Source organism: Bacillota bacterium, from assembly GCA_040755295.1.
Classification (GTDB): domain Bacteria; phylum Bacillota; class Desulfotomaculia; order Desulfotomaculales; family Ammonificaceae; genus SURF-55.
Genome location: JBFMBK010000001.1, coordinates 191,390 through 208,584 on the forward strand (window position 1 = coordinate 191,390; position 17,195 = coordinate 208,584).

Below are 17,195 nucleotides of genomic sequence, written 5' to 3' on the forward strand. Positions count from 1 at the left end.
ACTTAGAACTGTGAACTTAGAACCGTGAATTATTCCCAAGGGAGGTGAGACCGGTGCCTTTACCCATACCCAACCTTGACGATAAGACGTTTGCCCAATTGATCGCGGAGGCGGTAAGGCTTATCCCGCAGTATGCCCCGGAGTGGACCGACCACAACCTGAGCGATCCCGGGATAACCTTTCTCGAGCTGTTTGCATGGCTTGCCGAGACACAGATCTACAGCCTGAATCAGATTACCCCTCGGCACTACCTGAAGTACCTGCGTCTTCTCGGACTTACGCCGCTGCCGGCGGCTCCCGCCAGGGCGCTGGTCAATTTTACCGCCGCTGATACGCACGTCCTTCTGCCGCGGTCGACGCAGGCGGTTACCGCGGAAGGAATCGTCTTTGAAACGGATGAGGCCGTAGACGTCCTGCCGGTCTCCCTTGAAAGGGTTGTAGTCTTCGACGGTTACAGCTTTCTTGATTGTACCGATGCCAGCCGGCATACCGGAGTCTTCTACCACGCCTTCGGGGAGAAGGCGCGCGCCGACGCCGGGATGTACCTGGGTCTGTCTTTTGACGGTGCCGCCGTAAAAGGAAAAGAGCTTAAGCTGTATCTTTGCCACTATGATAAGGACCTCCCGCCGCTGCCGGCGCCAGCCGATCCCGAAACAATGCGGCTGTCGGCGCGGGTGCGGTGGGAATACCTGAATGGCGCCGGATGGTTTGAGTTTAAGCCCACGGGGGACGGGCTGGTTGAAAACTTCGCGTGTCCGGGTGGTCTTGTTCTTCAGGTTCCGGCGAATATTGAAACAAGCGGTCTTTATGAGTTCGGAGAATACTTCTGGATCCGCGCCGAGGTTGTGCAGGAGGGGTACGAGATCCCGCCTCGTCTGGATACCATCCTTCTAAACACTACCGGGGCGACACAGGGAGTATTCGTGGAGGAGGTTGTGGGCACCGGCAACAGCCTGCCGGGACAGACGCTCTCCGCAAGCATGACGCCGGTTTTATCCGGAAGCCGGGTGCTTGAGGTGGAGAAAGCAGGCGGCGGCTGGGAGCCGTGGACGGGGGTCGATGACCTGGAGGCGTCACGTCTGGAAGACAGACACTACCTTCTCGACGCGCAGACCGGAACGGTCACCTTCGGCGACGGGATAAACGGCATGGTCCTTCCAAGCGAACGGAGGATAAGGATGCGTTACCGCAGCGGCGGCGGCCCGGCGGGGAATGTCGCCGCCGGAACGATAACCGTGCTTCCGGGCGTAACGGGAGTGTCCGTATCGAATCCGTTTCCGGCCTCCGGGGGCGGTGATCCGGAAACCCTTGCCGCCGCAGTTCTGCGGGCGCGAGAAACGCTGAAATCATCTACCCGCGCGGTAACGGCGGACGACTTTGCCGCCATCGCCGGGCACACGCCGGGGCTCAGGGTGGCGCGCGCAAAAGCGGTAGCCGATCCGGCAAGAAACGTGGTAAAAGTGATTGTGGTCCCTTTCAGTTTCGATAATGAACCGGTGCCGGGCAACGGTTTTTTGCAAACCGTAAAGGAGCACCTGAACCGGCATCGTTTAATTACCACGGTGGTGGAAACGGCGCCGCCGCGTTACGTCAGGGTGTCCGTATCGCTCTCGGTCAGGGCGGATCCCGGAGCCGAGCCCGGCGCGGTAAAGGAGGGGGTTCTCACGGCCCTCAGACGTTTTCTGCATCCCTTGCAAGGCGGAGTGGACGGTGCGGGCTGGGAGTTCGGGCGCGGGGTGTTTCAATCCGAGCTTTACGCGGCAGCAGCCGGTGCCAACGGCGTTGACTGCATCACCGGGCTGTCGTTCTTTCTTGACGGGACGATCGATGAAACGACGCTTGTCTGTTCCGGGCGGCATGCGGTGGACGTGGCCGCGCCGGAAACCGCGTGCAGGGGGGCAACTATTCATGCCTCCCGTGGGACGCGACGATAAGCAACGCATTGCTGTGTCAGCCGGCGAAGCCGAATCCTCATGTACGTGCTAGAACGCTCCGGTTCGTCTCCGCCGGTCTTCCTGGCACTGCATTACTTCTTGTCGCGCTCCGTAAGTGTTAGGTCATAGAGTTACGCAGGGGGAAGACGTGATGTCTGAAAGAGAAGTTCAGTTTCTTACGCTAAACACCCGGTCCCTGTGGGAGGAAGGTACACTCGACAACCTGACAGCGGGGACAGAAGGATTGACACTGGAAAAAACAGCTTCCTACCGTTTTGCGGGGAGCTACGGGGAGATCCAGGGGAATCCGGCGTGTTTCGCCCTGGACCGGTGCGGTTTGATCTATCTGTTGGACGAACCGACGGGAATGCTTTCGATTTTCGACCCGTCTGTGGGCATGGAAAGCAGACCTCGGCCTCTCCCGTTTTCCGGGGCCAAGGATATCGCCCTCGGCGCCGCGGATATTTATGTCACCGATGAGAGCAGGGTTCTCGCGGTCGCGCGGGTCAACCTCCAGATCAGGTGGGAGGTGAAGGTGCCGGCGCCCGTTCTGCTTGCTCTCGACGGGACGGAAAACCTTTACCTGCTGGACCGGACCGGCGGCGGGATTCTGAAGGTTGATCGCGGCGGCGCCGTCAGCGGGCTTATTGCAGACCTTATTTCTCCCAAGGCTTTTTGCTGCGGGTTGGACGGCCTGCTGTATATTTTAACGGAGAACGAGGTTTTATGGTATACGTCCCAGGGCGTGCCTAAAGGGGCAGTTTCTCTGTCCGGCATCCGCGAAGATTTTAAACCGGCCTGCCTGGCTGCCGACAGGGAGGGCGCCGTTTACCTGGGCGGCCTTGATGAGGAGGGGTTCCCCTGCCGGCTGGATACGGAAGGAAAACCGGAGCGCCTTGGATACCGGGGCGCCGTCTACCGGATGGCGTTAAACGAGCGGGGCGACCTGTACCTGCTCGGCAGGGAGAAAAAATCCGCCGGGAAACAAATCTCCCGGCTCGAACTGGCGGATGATTACTTGAGTGAAGGCACGTACGTTTCACGGGCATTCGACAGCGCAACGGTTGACTGCCGGTGGCACAGGTTTGTACTTGACGCGGAGGCGCCGGAGAACACCCGGATCGCGGTGAGCTACGCTGTTACCGCCGTCCCCGGCGATGCGGACGACGCCGTTATGGGGGAAGAGGCGGTTAACCCCACGGATGCTCTGATCACCGGTCCGCCTGGGAGATACATACGTTTCCGCTTGCGCTTATACACCAAGGATCCCTCACGGACGCCCCGTCTGAAAAGTATGAAGGTGTACTTCCCGCGCGTTTCTTATCTGCGCTATCTGCCGGCGGTTTACCAGGACGACGAGGAAAGCAGGGATTTCCTCGAAAGGTTCTTATCCCTCGCCGAAACCTTTGTCTCAGAACTGGAAGAAAAAATCCATGATATAACCGCCTACCTGGATCCCGGCGCCACGCCCGGCGAATTCCTCTCCTGGCTTTCTTCGTGGCTGGCCGTCACCCGTTATGAGAACTGGCCGGCGGCCAAGACCCGCACGCTGCTTCGAAACGCCCCGGAGATGTACCGTAAAAGGGGCACGCGCGGGGGCATAGAGGAGATGATCGCGCTCTACCTGAGCGACGTTTCGGAGACGGGCGAGGTAGTCAAGAGCCGCGGAAAGCCGATTATCGTGGAATCTTCGCGCTTTACGGGTATAGCCCGCGAAGGAACGATCTGGGCTAAGCTGTTCGGGATCAATCCGTATTGTTTCTGCGTGTTGCTTAAACCCGAGCAGGTCGCTTCCGAACAGGATTTGGGCGTCGTAAAGACGATTGTGGAATACGAAAAACCGGCGCATACCTGCGCGGGGGTCAAGGTGCTGCAGCCCTGGTTCTTCCTTGACTGGCATACCTACCTTGGTATTAACACCGGCCTTGCGGAACAGAAGTTCGTGGCCGGGCGCAGCATTTTAAGCCGCGATACGATGGTGGACGAGGTGGAGGAAGGCGGTGAGCTGGAGGTTCGTTCAAGAGCGGGAATGGACACCGTTATTACGTAAGAGGCCGTTACATAACTGTTTTTTGCGGCCTCCGGGGTCAAATTTTATTCTGACTTTCAGCACGTCGAACAGACCTCAAAGGTCTGTCCGTCTGAGCTTTAACTTAGAACTTAGAACTTAGAACTTAGAACTTAGAACTTAGAACTTAGAACTTAGAACTTAGAACTTAGAACTTAGAACTTAGAACTTAGAACTTAGAACTTAGAACTTAGAACTTAGAACCTTGAACTTTTAAGAGGAGGTTTTTACTAAATGGCCGGAAGTGACAGCAAATGCGGGGGAGAGACGACGAATAACCTTTTTGCGCTGCAAAGGTTTGAGCGTAACGCCTACTTTTACGGCAAGCTGATGACGGTGCGGGACTTCCAGCTCGAGCAAAGTTATTTCAACCAGAAAAGGTTCCTCAACGGAAGACTGATCCACGGTCAAGGGATAGTCTGCGGGCTTGAGGTAAAGGGAACCGGATTCGGTACCGGAAGCGCGAGCGAGAAACTGGTGGTGTCCGTCACGCCCGGTGCGGCGCTCGACGGCTGCGGGCGTGAGATTGTGGTGGACAGGATCGTGAACGAGGAAGAGGTTGATATTCCGGGGATCGAATCGCTGACCGGAACGAAGAAGTTTTATCTGTTCCTGAAATACAAAGAGTCGCTCGGTGAGCCCGTTCCCGCCCTGGCGAACGCTTCGAACTGTGAAGAGGTTTGTTGCAACAGCAGGATCAAAGAAGGATTTGAGTTCATTCTCAGCGACCAGGAGCCTCCTGCGGAAGAGCCGGTAAACCCGGAGAAATCCGATCCGTGCCCCTTGGGCGAGGACGAAGGGGTTTTGCTGGCGGCGCTCGACATCAACAAGGAGACAAAAACGGCCGCCGTAAACGCCGCGGAAACCAAGAAGCACCGGGGCTATGTCTACAATAACCCGCTGTTGTACAGCCTTCTGAGCGAACACAAGAGCGATCACAGCAATCCCCACGATGTCAAGCACGCGCAGACGGGACCCGCCGGCTGGGACCAGACGGAATCCGCCGGCGACGCAAACAAGCGGAGCAAACACCTGTCCACCGAGGACGCCGGGAAATGGAACAACGCGGCGCAGGCGATCACCGCGCACAAGGGCGATTTCAACAATCCCCACCAGGTCAAGCACGGGCAGACGGGACCGGTAGGCTGGGACCAGGTGGACGCGAGCGACCCCAACGATAAAAAGAGCCGGAAGAAGCACGTCTCCACGGAGGACGCCGAGAAGTGGAACAAAGCGGCGGAAAATCCGCCGGAGCCCATAAAGCATTATAAGATAAAAATCTCGGAAGTCGCCCAGGGACAGAGGAAGGAACAGGATATCGAGATAAAGCTGAATTACAACGAGCCGGTCGTCCTCGGCGTTGAAGTGGTATTCAACAAGAAGATTTTTGATAAGTTTATCGAGGGGATTAAGGAAAAATACAAGCCCGACGAAGAAGCCCTGAAAAAATGGCTGGAGCAAATCACCGCCGTAATAAAAGAAAACAAAATCGAAGAAATCAACGAGTACTATACCGGAGACCTGTCGCTCATGAGTCTGTGGGCGCTGGTAATCGGCGTCGGGACAGCGCCCGTGGTTGTGCGCCAGCCGACGGAGGGCCTGCTGGGTGTGGGACTTAAGCAGATCCCCGCTCCCGCGTTGGCGGCGCGTATCGACCGCGTGGGGAAGAAACTGAGTATAATCCTGCAGGACAGAAGGGTTGCGGAGGCGCGCTTAAAGGAATTTGTGGATTATACCGTAGTCTTCTGGATTGGGGCGGCGAAGACGGTCAAGGAATTGTAACTATTCAGGCACTCCGTTGGGCGCGGCGATAGGCTGCGCATAGCTTTGTCGGCCGCCACCGGCCGGATGCTCACGTACTTCTAGGTACGCTCCGCTCCGTCCGGTATCGGTCCTTCGTGCTCTGCTTGCTTCTCACCGCGTTCCGTTAGTGTAATATAAGTTAAATAACCGAGTTTGTAGGGTGGGGTGTGCCCACCGTCTCAGCAGATCACCCGGACGGCGTCCGGAACTAATGAAAATTCAGCCGGTAAATAGCCTGCCGGCTCGCCGTCGGCTTCGACACAGACACGCTCACGGGAGTCGATAACTATACAGCGCCCGCGCCGGAGGTTCACTTTTGGGTGGTCCAGGTGCCTGCCGCCGTATACCTTTAAAAGGTTCAGCGCGAGTTCGAGGCGCGGCATGCCGCGGATGACCACGACGTCAAAAAGTCCGTCGTCCATCCTCGCCTGCGGGGCGATAAACATACCGCCGCCGAAGTACCGGCCGTTTGCCAGAGCGACGGTGGTTATGTCGATCTGTCCGGAAACGTCTCCGTCGATATCGATACGCACCGTCTTAGGACGGTAGGCGGACACGGTAACGAGCGCGCCCCTCAGAAAAGACCAGAATCCGCCAAGTTGTTTACCGGCGCCGTTGACGCGCGCGGCGGTTTCACCCCCCAGACCGGCGTCGGCGACGTTCAAAAAATAACGCCGGGAAGCGCCGTTATCCTCCGTGCTGAACGTGATTAGCCCCACGTCGACCAGAAGCGCCCTTCCTTCGACCAGCCGCGCGACCGCCCCGGCGGGTGACCGGGGGATGCCGAGGGTACGGGCAAAATCCCTCCCTGTACCGCAGGGGATGATCCCCAGCCGCGCCCGGGCAGGGATGTCCTCCGCAAGCAGACCGTTCACGACCTCGTTGACCGTGCCGTCCCCGCCGACGGCGACGACGCAGTCGCAACCCTGGCCCAGGACTTTGCGCGCGAGCTCTGCTCCGACGCCGGGCCGGTCCGTAAACCCGTACGTGAAATTAAGCCCGGCGCCGGTTAAGAGCCGGGCGATTTCCGGCCAGACCCGCCGTACCGACCCGTTGCCGGCAGCCGGATTCACCACTAAACCGATTTTCTTTGGGGGGCACGCGGGAACGCCGCCGGATAGTTGTTGCATATCTCCCGGCGATTTTTGTCTGCGTGTATTCATTTCCTACCTCGCGAGGGTCTTTGGACATTGTATGGTTTCTACGCATCCCCAGTGGTTTCCTTTGTACCGACGTTAATATCCGCGCAAACAGCCCTCCGGCAGCTCTATTTGTGAGGCGAACGACGGCGGCCGGGTAGTTATAGTCAAAAGAACATTCCCTATGACAACGATGGCAGGCATCGGTCACCTCTTAGGACCTCTTTTTACCCTCGTCATAGTTTAAAAAGAAGCCAGGCTTACGCGTTTAAATAGTACCAATGTCGTCCTTTAGCATTTAGCAGGGGAAATGGAAAATTAGTCGAATATATGGAAAGATCGGCAACTTCGACATCTGCCGCCGTAAGTGCGTTACATATGAACTTAAAAGAACAGAACCAATTATTATGGTTATGGGAAAAAACATATATAAATTAAGGTGAATCAATCATGGGCGAAAGTTGCAAGAGTGACGAAGACATAAGAGTGGTATATCAAGTTTACACGGAAGATATTCGCCATGCAAAAAACCAGCAATGGCTTACTACATACTACGTATTGTCATTACAGGCTGCGATCGCAGGATTTGATAAATTGTTAGTTAAGAATGACGAATTCCAGGTTGAAATGATAATTGCAGCTTTTATCGCTTTAGCCATCGCCTCTATATCAACGAAAGTTCTAATGGAGTACCAATATTCATTGGTTAAGTACAGATGTTATATCGACAATAAGATCAAGCCGTTGCTTTCTGAAGCCGCTCAATGCGCAGTAGACAAAGCTCCAGCTTATAGCATTATTGAGGCTATTTGTCGAGATTTCAACAAAGGCTTCTTGTGTATTTTCGTTGCTATACTATGGATAGGAACAGCTTTTGTTCTATGGATCATTTTCAATCCTTTGTTTAAGATGCTTCCTTCTAAATATGACAATTCGTTTACGGAATTCCTGATATTTGCGATCATAAATTTGGTTTGCTTATTTATCGCTTTTGCTATTTACACAAGGAATTTGAACGCAATCAAAAGTATAGCCGAAAAAGAATATAATCAAGAGAAATGTCATACGGAGATGAAATAAACGGTGAAAGCCAAGGGGTCAGGTAAAAAACCAATCGAGCAATATGATCACAAGGGAAAAAAGCGGGTTAATAACCCGCCGGTGGGGTTGGTTACGCCGGAAACCGATAAAGAAGCGGAGAAGAAGAGGTATGCTTATGACCCGCATATCGACCCAGCTTTGGAATTTAATAGTCAACGGAGCAGGGTAGAGAAGATAATAGATGACGGACTCGGGGTGGCGACGGTTGAAGAGGCTAAGGCGGCGCTTGAGGAATTAAAGAGGCTTCAGGAGCCATATCTCGACTGGGCAGGGAAGGCGGAACGCACCTCATTTGAGGTGCCGACTGTTTCACTGCACGTTCATGAGCGAATTGATCCGCGTACAATCATTGAAGCGGTCCGCAGGAAAAACGGCAAGTCCCTAGAACAAATGTCTCTTTTTGCTGCAAAGGAAGAAAACCCGCCGCTACGAGAGGCCATAGAATTCTACAAGCATAAGCACAACTGGTCCAACCGTCTTATTGCAGGCGACTCGCTTCTGGTGATGAACTCACTGCTGGAAAAAGAGGGCATGGCCGGTCAGGTACAGATGATTTATATTGACCCGCCCTATGGGATAAAATATGGCTCTAACTTCCAACCTTTTGTAAACAAGCGTGATGTTAAAGACGGTAAGGACGAGGACCTGACCCAGGAACCGGAAATGATTAAGGCATTCCGAGATACTTGGGAATTGGGGATTCATTCGTACTTATCTTATTTGCGGGACAGGCTGCTTTTAGCTCGAGAGTTGTTGCATGAGAGCGGAAGCATATTTGTGCAGATTTCGGATGAAAATGTGCATTTGGTACGTAACCTATTGGATGAAGTTTTTAAAAAAGAAAATTTTGTCGCTCAGATCAACTACAAAAGCATGAGTGCATTAAGTCAAAGCGGTATGGCAACAGTCTACGATTATATTCTTTGGTATGCACGAGATAAGACAAGAATTAAGTTTCGGCCATTATTTAAGGAACAAAATATAACTGATGATAGGGAATACCGGTTTATCGATGATGATTCACAAATTGGATATAGAAAACTTACAGAAATAGAATTCAGTAATCTTTCAAAGAATGATTATAGCAAGTTGTTTAGACGTTCTGTTCTTACGTCGTCTGGATTTACGCCCTCATGCACCTTTGAATTTAAGTTCAAGGGAATTGATTGTAAGCCATTTGGAAACAAAAGTTGGAGAACTACTCGGCAGGGAATTGAAACACTTATTACTAACAATAGAATTTTTATTCTAGGTACTAGCCCATATTTCAAGCAATATTACATGGACTTCCCTTTGATTCAGCTTGACAATAGTTGGTCGGATACGGCCTACGCAATAAATAGAACATATGTAGTTCAGACATCCCCAAAGTCGGTTCAGCGTTGTATGCTTATGACCACTGATCCCGGCGACCTTGTGTTTGACCCTACCTGCGGTTCAGGTACCACTGCTTGCGTCGCTGAGCAGTGGGGCAGACGGTGGATTACCTGCGATACGTCGCGGGTGGCGGTCACACTGGCAAAGCAACGGTTGATAACGGCGGTCTTTGATTACTATGAGCTTTCCCACCCGGAGGAAGGGGTAGGAAGCGGGTTCAAGTACAAGACTGTGCCACATATTACTTTAAAATCCATCGCTAATAACGAAGACATTGACCGAATCTGGAATAAATATCATCCTGAAATTGAGAAGGCTTTGGCTGACTTAAGCATAGCGGCAGGGCTATCTTTGAAGGAATGGGAAATGCCTTTCGAGTTTAACCCTATCTGGCCAGAAGGAGTCCGTGAGCCTTTTGAACGCTTTAGGAGATTAAAAAAGCGGATGCAAGACAAAATGAATGAAAGTGTTCAGCGCAATGCCCAGCCGGAAACCCTTTACGACCAGCCTTTTGTGGACAACTCCAAAACAAGAGTAACTGGGCCTTTCACCGTTGAAGCGGTACCTGTTCCGGCGGTTTTGCCGTTGGATAGTAGCGAGTGGCAAGTGGCGAGTGAAAAGGCGAATGCAAAGGATCAGGCCGATTTAACTGACCACTCGCCACTAATCACTAACCACTTTGATAATTCAATCGGCCGTTCCGGTGAGACCTTACGGCAGGCGGAATGGCGGGCGGAATTGTTCAAGTGCGGCATCCGCGGCAAGAACATGCAGCATCTACTTTTCTCGCGTGTTGAACCGCTTGCAGGAACGCGCTGGCTGCACGCCGATGCGGAGACCAAACCCAACGAACTGGGTGCCGATTCCGTCAAAGATCAGGCACGGACATATTTGAGTCCGCAAAGGGCGGTGATCTCGTTCGGTCCGGAACACGGGCCGCTGGAACAGCGGCAGGTGGCGCTTGCTATCGAGGAGGCGCAAACGCTTGTTCCTAAACCGAAAATGATCATTTTCGCCGCGTTCCAGTTTGACCCGGAGGCGGCGAAGGACATCGATGAGACCGACTGGCCGGGCGTAACCTTGCTTAAGGTGCAGATGAACACCGATCTTCTTACCGACGATCTTAAGAAGAAACGCACCGGCAACGAAAGCTTCTGGCTCATCGGTCAACCGGATGTAAAAGTGGTGAGTGAGGAGTGGTTGGTGGATAGCTCAAACAGGAGGCTCTTGTCTTATGAGCTCTGTAAAAAGTTATCAGGATTTGATAGTTTGGCAGAAATCAATCGACTTGGTGCAAAAGACTTATCAGTTTACGCAGCGATTTCCCAAAGAAGAGATCTATGGGTTAACATTGCAAATCAGAAGGGCCGCGGTATCGATTCCGGCGAACATAGCGGAGGGACAAGCAAGGAACAGCACGGGAGAGTTCAAACAGTTCCTCGGGATGGCGAAGGGCTCGCTGGCCGAATTGGAAACGCTGCTGATTTTATCAGAGAAATTGACCTTCTTGGAGAGGACAAACGCAGAAGAATTGTTGTAGAACTGCGAGGAGATAAACAAATTATTGAACGGGCTTCTAAAATCACTATCCACTCGCCACTAACCACTTGCCACTATTATCAAGTGGAGGTTCTGGGATTCGATTACTACAACACAAAGACCGGCGTAATCGAATCCGGCAGTCCGGAGAGGATCGCCATGTGGATGCTGGATACGGATTACGACGGCAGGAGCCTTTTCCCCAAGCAGGTCTTCTTCCCGATGGCCGGGGAAAAGGACGGCTGGTCGCGGCTTGCGAAGAACATGAAAGCCGAAATAGAGGTTGATTTGATTGAAGTTTACCGGGGCACGGTGTCCCTGCCCTTTGAAGCAGGCAAAAACCGGCGCATTGCTATAAAGATCGTAGACGACCGAGGCATTGAAAGCTTAAAGATCATGGAGGTGGACTATTAAGGATGACAGAAATCATTGATGATCTTAGTCTACTCAATGACCAGTCTTTTTCTGATGCCATTAGCGAACTTGAAAACCTTATGTCACAAAGTGATCGGGCGTTTTTACTTGGTGCCGGGTGTAGTCGCTGCGCAGGACTTCCTTTAACTATAGAATTGACAGAAGAAGTGATAAAAAGTTTAAAAGATGGATCAACAAATAGAACACTTTTACAATCCGTAATAGACTGCTTTGCGGGCGCTGATCAAGTCACTATCGAAGATTATATGAGCGAACTTATTGATTTGCTGGCTATTGCTAAACGTCGAAAACAATGTGGTGTATCTCAGGCCACGATTAATTTGGTTGGGAAAACGTATGAATTGACAGATCTAGAGAATGCATTGGATGAAATCAAACAAAGAATATCTGACTGTATCGACAAGCCTGTAAGTATTGATATGCATAAACGATTTGTCACAGCTATACACAGAACATTGCGAACAGGGAAAGCCAAAATCAAAGCAGTTGACTATTTTATACTTAACTACGATACATTGATTGAAGATGCACTTGCCCTAGAGCGCTTATCTTACGTTGATGGCTTTAACGGTGGCGCAACCGGATGGTGGGACGCAGGGTCTTTTGAGAATGATGAAGTAGTTGCACGTGTGTTAAAAATTCATGGATCACTTGACTGGTGTTTATTAGAAGATGATACACTTCCGCGGCGCATACGTTCAGGAAAGGCTTTATCAACCATATTTCCTAGAGAAAAGGTTTTGATCTGGCCTGCGGCTACAAAATACCAGGAAACCCAACTCAATCCTTATGCACAAGTTTTGGAAGTTATGAGGCGTTCCTTAAGGCCGTACGTTGGATCCGAAGTCGTTCTTACAATATGTGGTTACCGGTTCGGTGATTCGCATGTGAATATCGAACTTGAAAAGGCTTTACATGAATCAGACGGTCGCCTAACCTATCTTATCTTTACTGAACTTGACGAGCCAGCAGGTGTAATTAAAGAATGGTTAGAAACACCGGAAATAAAGGACCAGGTGCGGATTTACGCGAAGCGCGGGTTTTTTCACGGCAAGAAGGCTATTGCTTCCAGCGTAGATTTGCCATGGTGGAAGTTTGAGACCCTTGTGAGATTGCTTGGAGGAGAACGATGATGATTTATAGCCATAATCCTAATGATCCAGTAGAAAACCTTGCTATCGGAAAGATAATTGAAGTTGACGGGAATCACATTGTTGCTGAACTTGCCTCTAATATACACGAACTGTCGCGGATATTTGGTGGGGAAACATACAGAATCGGGCAATTCGGTTCTATCGTCAAAGTTCACTTTGGTAGGCGTATTATTTACGGTTATGTTGGCCGGTTAAGAATGAAGACCGAGTACGATAAGGAAATAGGTGTTACCCCTATACCCTCGGACGCTCGAATAATAGAAGCTGACCTATTTGGCGAAGGAGAATGGGTACTCGACACCAAAGTAACTCCGTCAGAATGGAGATTATGCTTCGATCGTGGTGTTTCAACCTTTCCTTTGCCGCAACAAACAATATATTTAACGCCTAGTGAAGAGCTGCGCTTTATTTACGGACATGGTAAAGGCGCAACGATCCATATCGGTGAACACGTTGGATCTGGAGGTACTCCGTGTTATGCAGATATTAATGAATTTATAGGTAAGCATACCGCAATTCTTGGCTCAACGGGTGCCGGAAAGTCGGGTGCTGTTGCTGCTATACTCCATTCTTTGCTTGAACGCGGTACAACAATGAAGTACAGTTGTTGGACGCCTCGCATTGTCGTTTTAGATCCCCATAACGAATATGGGTCAGCATTTCCTTTACACAAACGTTTATCTACTGATGAAGGTTCGCTATCCCTGCCTTATTGGCTTTTAAATTTACAGGAAACCATTTCGCTTTTTATCGGAAAGACTGAGTTTGTAGCGACTTCTCAGGCAAATATTGTTAAGACGGCATTGCTTAATGCCAGAACTGCTGCGGCTGCTGGGATTAGCCTTGATCCCAAACAATTAACAGTCGATTCACCGACCCCCTATTGTCTTGATAAGTTTAAAGAAGAAATTAATTCGCAAAGACCACCTGGACACAATAAAAAAGAGCAGGAACCTTTTGATTCTGTTATTAATAAGTTGGAAGTTCTTCAACGCGACGCTCGAATGAATTTCCTCATGTTGCCATGGGATAAAACTTCAGATCCTTTCTCATGTATAATGTCGCAGTTCATTGGAGAAGGAAACCCTATTAGAATAGTAGATTTGTCGGGAGTTCCAAATGAAGTTGCCGGAATCACCAGCGCAGTAATTGCCAGAAGTCTTTTTAATTTTAAGATTTGGCAAAATGTTAAAGAACGGGAGGCAGAACCTATATTATTAGTTTGCGAAGAAGCTCATCGCTATGTACCCAATCGAGGCGAGGCCCAGTACGAGGCCGCTCAAGAAGCGATCCGCCGAATTGCCAAGGAAGGTCGTAAATATGGGCTGGGATTGTTTCTTGTTTCCCAGCGTCCGAGTGAGGTAGAGGCAACAGTTTTGTCTCAATGTAATACGTGGATAGTTCTGAGAATTACTAACGATATTGATCGGGAGCATGTTCGATCTATTCTTCCCGATTCCCTTGCTGGTTTATCCAAGGTATTATCAGGGTTGAGGCGTCAAGAAGCAATCTTTGTAGGACAAGCAGCAATGCTACCTTCGCGAATTTTGATACGTACTTTAGTTACAGAACAACTACCGCGTTCCTATGATATTGATTTTGAAAAAGGTTGGCAGAACCCGCCGATGACAAATGAAAGAATAGCTGAGATAGCTAATCGTTGGCGGCTACAGAAAAGAGAAAATGAGTAGTAGAAACACTATCAATAGACTTATCATTAACTCCCCCTACGAGGAGCCTAAGCAGTATTGGAGCTACGACCGGGAGACCCGTTTGTTCTCGTTAAAAGAAGGCAGGCGTCCGGCCGGGTACGTTATTGCCTCTGAACATTCCAAGACTTTTGATGATCCGGGAGTGTTTATCGAACTGCCCCTCGTAAACCAGATTCGCCCCCGCGTGAAGGCATGGCGTGAAGCGGGATACCCCGGCGTCACGGGAATAACCAAACGGTTGCTGGAACACTGGTTGAACCCGGAGGAGCGGGAATACCGGCGGTTTTTCTTCTGCCAGTTGGAAGCGATAGAGACGCTTATCTGGCTTGCCGAAGCGCCGGCGGCGGAAAAGGTCGGCATAGAAATCCCGTCGGACGGCGGGCCGTTTCTGCGGCATTGCGCTAAAATGGCTACCGGCACGGGCAAGACGATTGTTATGGCGATGCTGATCGCCTGGCAGGTGCTGAACAAGGTTACTTACCCGCAGGACACTCGTTTTTCTAAGAACGTTTTTGTTATAGCGCCGGGACTTACGGTGAAAAACCGCTTACAGGTTCTTGTTCCGGCTGGAACCAATAACTATTATGAGGAGTTTAACATTTGCCCCGGGGGTCTGTTGGACAGGCTTCGGCAGGGGAAGGTGCTTATCCGCAACTGGCACGTGCTGAACTGGGAAACGGAGGAGCAGGTCGCCAAGAAGAAAAGCGTGGACAAACGGGGCGCCAAAAGTAACGAAGCTTATATTCGGGATGTTCTCGGTGAGCTTGCGGGTGTGAAAAATATTATTGTTATCAACGATGAAGCGCACCATGCCTGGCGTGTGCCCGCAGAATCAAAAGTAAAAGGTTTGAAAAAGGAGGATATAGAGCAGGCCACTAAATGGATCGGCGGTCTGGACCGGATTCATACCGGCCGCGGAATCCTTTCGTGCTACGATTTTTCGGCGACACCGTTTGCTCCGTCAGGAAAGAAAAGTTCGGAAGAAGCGTTATTCGGCTGGATAGTAAGCGATTTCGGACTGAACGACGCCATCGAATCCGGGCTGGTCAAGACGCCCCGGGTTGTGGTTCGCGACGACGGGGTTCCGGACGCCAAGACGTATAAATCGAGACTTTACCACATTTACGAGTGGGTTAAAGACGACCTGAACCGGAAGGCGGAGGAGCAAGAGCCCCTGCCGGATTTGGTCATCAACGGGTATTACCTGTTAGGAAAAGACTGGCTGGAAGCGGCTAAAACATGGGGGGCGCAGGGGTTCCGGACGCCCCCGGTTATGATTTCCGTCGCCAACCGGACGGAAACAGCGGCGCGCATCAAATATGCGTTTGACCACAAAAAGATCCGTATTGATGAACTCTGTATTCCCGAAAGAACGCTGCATATTGACTCCAAGGTACTCGATATGGCAGAGGCGCAGGAAGAGAGCGGTTTCTTTATCGACGCCGTGGAAGATGAGGAGACGAAAGACGACTCTGCACGGAAGCTGTCCAAGAAGGAAAAGGCAGAACTTCTGCGCCAAACCGTCGATACGGTGGGGCAGGCAGGAAAACCGGGAGAGCAGATCCAAAAGGTGATCTCGGTCGGCATGCTGTCGGAAGGCTGGGATGCAAAGACCGTTACCCATGTAATGGGCCTGCGTGCTTTTTCCAGCCAATTGTTGTGTGAGCAAGTAGTAGGAAGGGGTCTGAGGAGAACATCTTACGAGATCAACCCTGAGACGGGATTGTTCGATGCGGAGTACGTAAACATTTTCGGCGTCCCGTTTACTTTTCTGCCGCACGAATCGCAGGACGGGCCACCGCCTCCGCCACCGCCGCCGAAGACTAAGATAGAACCTGTCAAGGAAAAGCAGCGGTATGAGATCAACTGGCCGAATATCATTCGCATTGATCATGTTTACAAGCCGGAACTGAAACTGAATGTAAATGAAGTAAAGCCCTTGGAATTAAATGCTTATGAAACGCCGACATTAGCGGAGCTTGCGCCTATTATCGAGGGTAAGCCCGATGTCACCAAGATTTCGGAGATTAATCTCGAAGATCTGGGCCGGAAATACCGAACCCAAAAGATTGTGTTTGAATCGGCGGCAGAAGTATTCGACCAGATGAAACCGAATTGGAAGGGGAAAAGAGAGTACTTGCTTGCCCAGGTAATCCGGCTCGTGGAAAGGTTCATTAAGTCTGACAAGATTCACATTTCCCCTGCTCTTTTTAATCATAGTGAAATAAAGCGCCGGATACTGCTGACGCTTAACATGAGCAAAGTGGTGCACCATATTTGGGGAGCCATCCGTTCAGAGAATACGGAAGCCGTGGTCCCGGTGTTCGACGGCGAAAGGCCCATTCGTTCAACAGGCGATATGCGGCCATGGTACACATCAAAACCCTGCGAGTATACAAAGAAGTCGCATATCAACCTGTGTGTTTTTGACAGCGCCTGGGAAGCCAGCGATGCCTTTGAATTGGACCGGAATCCGAATGTCGCTGCGTGGGTGAAGAACGACCATCTGGGGTTCGAGGTCCTTTATGTATATAAGGGTGTCGTACGTAAGTACCGTCCGGATTTCATCATCCGGCTGATAACGGGCGAGTTTCTTATTCTCGAAACAAAGGGTCAGGAGACTGAGCAGGACAAAAGAAAGCATGAATCTTTGGACGAATGGGTGAAAGCGGTTAACGCTCAAGGCGGTTTCGGCCGCTGGCGCTGGGCAGTAACCCGTGAACCCGGCGAAATTACGGTGGTGCTTGTGGAATGCGGGAGTGCCATACATTGCCCTGCGTGATGTTTATCGGATAATTTTAAAAGATGCGCCGTCCTTCACCTTCGGGGGAATCCCTAAAACCTTATTAAACTTTTTGGCCCTTAAAGTTAAATGGCCACGGGGACGGTTCGGGTGACAACATATATATAAATAGGCTACGATAAAAGAGAAA

Annotated in this window: 9 protein-coding genes and 1 pseudogene; 9 read left to right on the forward strand and 1 reads right to left on the reverse strand. The window is 51.1% G+C overall.

What is annotated here, in order from left to right; genetic code table 11:
* Window positions 1–53: 53 nt before the first annotated feature.
* The 3 genes from AB1500_00905 (at window position 54) to AB1500_00915 (ending at window position 5,784) form a co-directional block, all read left to right on the forward strand.
* Window positions 54–1,934: a putative baseplate assembly protein gene (locus AB1500_00905; GenBank protein MEW6181723.1), complete on the forward strand. Its 1,881-nt coding sequence runs from the start codon at window positions 54–56 to the stop codon at window positions 1,932–1,934.
* A 151-nt stretch (window positions 1,935–2,085) separates the two neighbouring features.
* Window positions 2,086–3,984, forward strand: a complete 1,899-nt coding sequence (locus AB1500_00910) for a phage tail protein (GenBank protein ID MEW6181724.1) — start codon at window positions 2,086–2,088, stop codon at window positions 3,982–3,984.
* A 252-nt stretch (window positions 3,985–4,236) separates the two neighbouring features.
* The gene (locus AB1500_00915; GenBank protein MEW6181725.1) at window positions 4,237–5,784 is read left to right on the forward strand and encodes a hypothetical protein; all 1,548 of its coding nucleotides are present in this window, start codon (window positions 4,237–4,239) and stop codon (window positions 5,782–5,784) included.
* Between the two features lie 200 nt (window positions 5,785–5,984).
* Here the strand turns inward: AB1500_00915 and AB1500_00920 are convergent, their stop codons facing one another.
* Entirely contained in the window at window positions 5,985–6,968 is a 984-nt protein-coding gene (locus AB1500_00920) for a diacylglycerol kinase family protein (protein MEW6181726.1), read from the reverse strand.
* A gap of 426 nt (window positions 6,969–7,394) precedes the next feature.
* On the opposite strand from AB1500_00920, the gene AB1500_00925 reads away from it, so the two are divergent.
* From AB1500_00925 to AB1500_00950, 6 genes and pseudogenes are all read left to right on the forward strand, one after another.
* Window positions 7,395–8,024, forward strand: coding sequence for a hypothetical protein (locus tag AB1500_00925; protein ID MEW6181727.1), 630 nt, complete (start codon window positions 7,395–7,397; stop codon window positions 8,022–8,024).
* A 570-nt stretch (window positions 8,025–8,594) separates the two neighbouring features.
* A pseudogene (locus AB1500_00930) lies at window positions 8,595–9,557 on the forward strand (site-specific DNA-methyltransferase).
* A 1,099-nt stretch (window positions 9,558–10,656) separates the two neighbouring features.
* On the forward strand, window positions 10,657–10,962 hold the full coding sequence (locus AB1500_00935) for a four helix bundle protein (GenBank protein ID MEW6181728.1): 306 nt from the start codon (window positions 10,657–10,659) through the stop codon (window positions 10,960–10,962).
* A 415-nt stretch (window positions 10,963–11,377) separates the two neighbouring features.
* Entirely contained in the window at window positions 11,378–12,529 is a 1,152-nt protein-coding gene (locus AB1500_00940) for an SIR2 family protein (GenBank protein ID MEW6181729.1), read from the forward strand.
* Window positions 12,526–14,241 carry a DUF87 domain-containing protein gene (locus AB1500_00945; GenBank protein MEW6181730.1) on the forward strand — a complete coding sequence of 572 codons (1,716 nt, stop codon included), beginning with the start codon at window positions 12,526–12,528 and terminating at the stop codon, window positions 14,239–14,241. Before AB1500_00940 ends, AB1500_00945 begins: the two co-directional genes overlap by 4 nt.
* Window positions 14,234–17,044, forward strand: coding sequence for a BPTD_3080 family restriction endonuclease (locus AB1500_00950; protein MEW6181731.1), 2,811 nt, complete (start codon window positions 14,234–14,236; stop codon window positions 17,042–17,044). Before AB1500_00945 ends, AB1500_00950 begins: the two co-directional genes overlap by 8 nt.
* The last annotated feature ends 151 nt before the right edge of the window (window positions 17,045–17,195 follow it).